This is a genomic window from Klebsiella sp. Ech2A (assembly GCF_030078455.1).
In the GTDB taxonomy this organism is placed as follows: Bacteria; Pseudomonadota; Gammaproteobacteria; order Enterobacterales; family Enterobacteriaceae; genus Klebsiella; species Klebsiella terrigena.
Genome location: NZ_JAQGFU010000269.1, coordinates 1 through 4599 on the forward strand (window position 1 = coordinate 1; position 4599 = coordinate 4599).

The window sequence follows — 4599 nt, forward strand, 5'->3', positions numbered from 1 at the left end:
ATCGCCCCGGCGGCGCCGCTGAACCCGCCGCCGATAATGACCACCTGCGGTTCAGCGCTCATCGGCAATCCCCCTCTGGAGGCAGAAAAACATATCCACCTCCCGCTCAGCTGGCGCTGACCTGTTTAACCGGCCGCTTATCGCCGCCGATGGTTTCGCCAAACGGGCCGGTATTCACGCTGCGCGCTTTCGGCTGGGCGCTGCCGGCAAGCGGCAGCAGCGGCATGACCAGGTCGGCAAAGCGGTGGGCCTCTTCGAGATGCGGGTAGCCGGAGAAGATAAAGTTGGTGATGCCGAGGTCCTGATATTCGCGAATGCGATCCGCGACCTGCTGCGGGCTGCCGACCAGCGCCGTGCCCGCTCCGCCGCGCACCAGGCCGACGCCGGCCCACAGGTTCGGGGCGATGCGCAGGTTGTCGCGGGAGCCGTTATGCAGGGCGCTCATCCGCGCCTGGCCTGCGGAATCCATGCGGGCAAATATTTTTTGCGCCTGGGCGATGGTGTCGTCATCCAGATGGGCAATCAGGCGGTCGGCGGCGGCCCAGGCCTCCTCCTCCGTTTCGCGGACGATGACGTGCAGGCGAATGCCGTACTCCAGGGTGCGGCCGCGGGCGGCGGCGCGCTCGCGCACGATGGCCAGCTTCTCCGCCACCAGCGCCGGCGGCTCTCCCCAGGTCAGATAGCTATCGATTTGCTCAGCGGCAACGTCAATGGCCTCTTCCGAAGAGCCGCCGAAGTAGAGCGGCGGGCCGTTTTCCTGCACCGGCGGGAAGAGCACTTCCGCCCCTTCAACCTGGATATGCTCGCCGTGATAATCCACCTTCTCGCCTTTCAGCAGGCGCGAGTAAACGTCCAGAAACTCGCGGGTCACCTGATAGCGCTGGCTATGGTCGAGGAAAATGCCGTCGCCCTTGTTCTCCACCGGATCGCCGCCGGTGACCACGTTGATCAGCAGCCGGCCCTCCGACAGGCGGTCAAGGGTTGCCGCCATGCGCGCCGCCAGCGTCGGCGGCTGCAGCCCCGGGCGTACCGCCACCAGATAGCGCAGGCGGCGGGTTAACGGCGCCAGCGCCGCGGCGACCAGCCAGGAGTCTTCGCAGCTTTTGCCGGTGGGGATCAGCACGCCGTAGTAGCCGAGGCTGTCGGCGGCCAGCGCAACCTGCTGTAAATACGCTAAATCAACGGGACGTCCGCCTTCGGTGGTGCCCAGATAGCGGCCGTCGCCGTGGGTGGGTAAGAACCAAAACACGTTGATCTTATCGCTAGCTTTCTGCGTCATTATCCATTCCCTATATAACCATATTCGATATTCATCGAAGAGTTGTTTAAATTTGGTTATATGTGTGTTAGCGATAATCGTGCCAACGCGGAAATGAAATTTAAGTCAATAAAATCAAATCATTAATAAAATCCAGTTCCCGTCTGGCTGTTGCAAATGCGTCAGCGAATGGGACGAGGCTGCCGCTTTTGCAACAAAACCACAGGGTTTGCCCGTGTTTATCGCCGCCGACAGAGGATAAGTTCAAGGCGTTATTTAGCGGAGGACTACCATGCTCAATCCTGACCCCCCGGCCGATACCCCGGTGCTGATCGACCCGGCATCAAAGGCCTTTCAGAACCTGTTGGATAAACTGGCGCCCACCGAGGCCACCGTGCTGATCGTTGGTGAAACCGGCACCGGTAAAGAGGTGGTCGCCCGCTACCTGCATCACCACAGCAGCCGCCGCCAGCAGCCTTTTCTCGCCGTAAACTGCGGCGCGCTCACCGAGAGCCTGGCGGAGGCGGAGCTCTTCGGTCACGAGAAAGGGGCGTTTACCGGCGCGGTGCAGAGCCATCCCGGCTGGTTTGAGGCCGCCGAGGGCGGCACGCTGCTGCTCGATGAGATTGGCGAATTAAGCCTGCCGCTGCAGGTGAAGCTGCTGCGCGTGCTGCAGGAGCGCGAAATTACCCGCGTCGGCTCGCGTAAGGCGGTCAAAGTCAACGTGCGGGTGATTGCCGCCACCCACGTGGATTTGGCGCAGGCGATCCGCGAACGCCGCTTTCGTGAAGACCTCTATTACCGTCTAAATATCGCCATCGTCCCGCTGCCGCCGCTGCGCCAGCGCCGCCAGGATATTCCCCTGCTGGCCAACCATTTCCTGTCGCTCTATGCCCGCCGGCTGGGACGCCCGACCCGCTATCTGGCGCCGGAGGCGCTGGACCGGCTGATGGACTACCCGTGGCCCGGCAATATCCGCGAGCTTGAAAACACGCTGCATAACGCGGTCCTGCTCAGCAGGGAAGAGGAGATTACGCCGGCCCAGCTGCGCCTGACCACGCTGCACGCCGCGCCGCTGACGGCAACGGATCTTGAGCTGGACGACTTTATCCACCAGCAGCTCGCCCAGCCCGGCGACGCGCTGTGGGAGCGCATGACCGGCGCGCTGATCCGCGGCGCCATGGCCCACTGCGACGACAATCAAAGCCAGGCCGCCGCCCTGCTAGGGATAAGCCGCCACACTCTGCGTACGCAGCTGGCCAATATTGGCGTGATTAAGAGCCGCCGCCGGGCAGAGTCGGCGCCGCGCCGGCTGGCCGAAACCGCGTCCGTCGACCGCGAGCTGCGCATCGGCTATCAGCGCTTCGGCAACCTCGGCATTTTAAAGGCCCGACAGAGCCTCGAAAGCGCCTTCTCCAGCCTCGGCGTCAGCGTGCTGTGGAGCGAATTCCCGGCCGGGCCGCAGCTGCTGCACGCCCTCGCCTGCAATGAGATCGATTTCGGCACCACCGGCGAAGCGCCGCCGGTCTTTGCCCAGGCCAGCAGCGCCGAGCTGGTGTACGTCGCATGGGAGCCGCCGGCGCCGCAAAGCGTAGCGATGGTGGTGCCGCAGCATAGCGAGATCCGCACGCTCGGCGATCTGCGCGGCAGGCGGATTGCGCTGAATAAGGGCTCAAACGTGCACTGGCTGCTGCTGCAGATTCTGGAAGAGGCCGGGCTGGGACTGAACGACGTGAAGGTGGTCTACATCCCGCCGAAGTATCCGCTCACCGCCAGCGATTATCTGGCAGTCGACGCGTGGATGATGTGGGACCCGCTGCTCAGCGACGCCGAACATACCGGGGAGCTGCGGGTGGTCGCCAGCGGCGAGGGGCGGGTGCACAACCATCAGTTCTATCTCTCGCGCCGCGATTACGTCAATCACAACGGCGACATCATGCAGCGTCTGCTGCACGAGCTGACGCAAACCGGGCAGTTTATCGATAGCCGGCGCGAAGAGGCCGCCGGGCTGCTTGCCGCCGAATTAGGCATTAACGTCGATTCGCTGGCCCTCGCCCTCGCGCGGCGCAGCCATCGCCCGCGAATGATGGATCTGAAGGTCATCCGCGCCCAGCAGACCATCGCCGACCGCTTTTATGCCCTCGGGCTGATCGGCAAACCGGTTTCCGTGCGCGAAGCGGTGTGGTACGGCGAAGCGGCCCACAGCGACCTGAGCCTGCTGCTGCACGCCGATTAGGCCGCTTTGCGGAGCGTATTCCCGATTATGCCCGCGCCGATAGCCTCCTGCGCGCGGCAATATTAGGCCGCTTTGCGAGGCGCGTTCCCGATTATCCCCGCGCCGATAGCCTCCTGTGCACGGCAATGATACCCTTACATTTATGAGTACTCGGCTCGGGCACGGCGCCCGACCAGGCCGGCGGACCGCTCATCTGCCGGCATAAATGATAAGGAGAGACCTGTGGCCGTTCATCTGTTAATCGTCGACGCGCTCAATCTGATTCGCCGCATTCACGCGGTGCAGGGTTCGCCCTGCGTTGACACCTGCCTGCACGCGCTGGAGCAGCTGATCGTCCATAGTCAGCCAACGCACGCGGTGGCGGTATTTGATGATGAAGATCGCGCCCACAGCTGGCGGCACCAGCGCCTGGCGGAATATAAGGCCGGCCGCGCGCCGATGCCGGAAACGCTGGAGGCCGAAATGCCCGCGATCCGCGCGGCGTTTGAGCAGCGCGGAATACGCTGCTGGGCCCTGGTGGGCAGCGAAGCCGACGATCTCGCCGCCACCCTGGCGATGAAGGTCGCCCAGGCCGGACACCAGGCCACCATCGTCTCCACCGATAAAGGCTACTGCCAGCTGCTTTCGCCCACGGTTCGCATCCGCGACTACTTCCAGAAGCGCTGGCTGGACGCCCCTTTTATTGCCAACGAGTTTGGCGTGACCCCGCAGCAGCTGCCTGATTACTGGGGGCTGGCGGGCATCAGCAGCTCAAAAGTGCCGGGCGTGGCGGGTATCGGCCCCAAAAGCGCCGCCCAGCTTTTAACCGAGTTTACCGATCTGGAGGGGATTTACGCCCGTCTCGACGAGGTTGCGGAGAAATGGCGCAAGAAGCTGGAAGAGCATAAAGAGATGGCGTTCACCTGTCGTGAAATCGCCCGCCTGCAGACCGATTTACAGCTCGACGGCAATCTGCAGCAGCTGCGGCTGACGGCGTAGTCGGTGTCGGTGTCGCTGGCATAGTCGGTATAGCTGGGGTAGTCGCTTAGCCGGCATAGCTGGTACAGCCGGTGGCCGCCGTTTAGCCGGAAAGGGCGATAGCCTGCATCGCCCTTGACCCCCCGGC

General features: G+C 63.5%; 3 protein-coding genes. 2 read left to right on the forward strand and 1 reads right to left on the reverse strand.

Annotated features, from left to right (window positions below):
* Positions 1-106 precede the first annotated feature (106 nt).
* The gene (ssuD, locus tag PFH44_RS25075; RefSeq protein WP_283826501.1) at positions 107-1279 is read right to left on the reverse strand and encodes an FMNH2-dependent alkanesulfonate monooxygenase; all 1173 of its coding nucleotides are present in this window, start codon (positions 1277-1279) and stop codon (positions 107-109) included.
* A gap of 271 nt (positions 1280-1550) precedes the next feature.
* Between ssuD and PFH44_RS25080 the strand changes: the two genes are divergently transcribed.
* Positions 1551-3494, forward strand: coding sequence for a sigma-54-dependent Fis family transcriptional regulator (locus PFH44_RS25080; protein WP_283826502.1), 1944 nt, complete (start codon positions 1551-1553; stop codon positions 3492-3494).
* A 222-nt stretch (positions 3495-3716) separates the two neighbouring features.
* A complete protein-coding gene (gene xni / locus PFH44_RS25085; RefSeq protein ID WP_283826503.1) occupies positions 3717-4472 on the forward strand; it encodes a flap endonuclease Xni in 756 nt (251 codons plus the stop codon).
* Positions 4473-4599 lie beyond the last annotated feature (127 nt).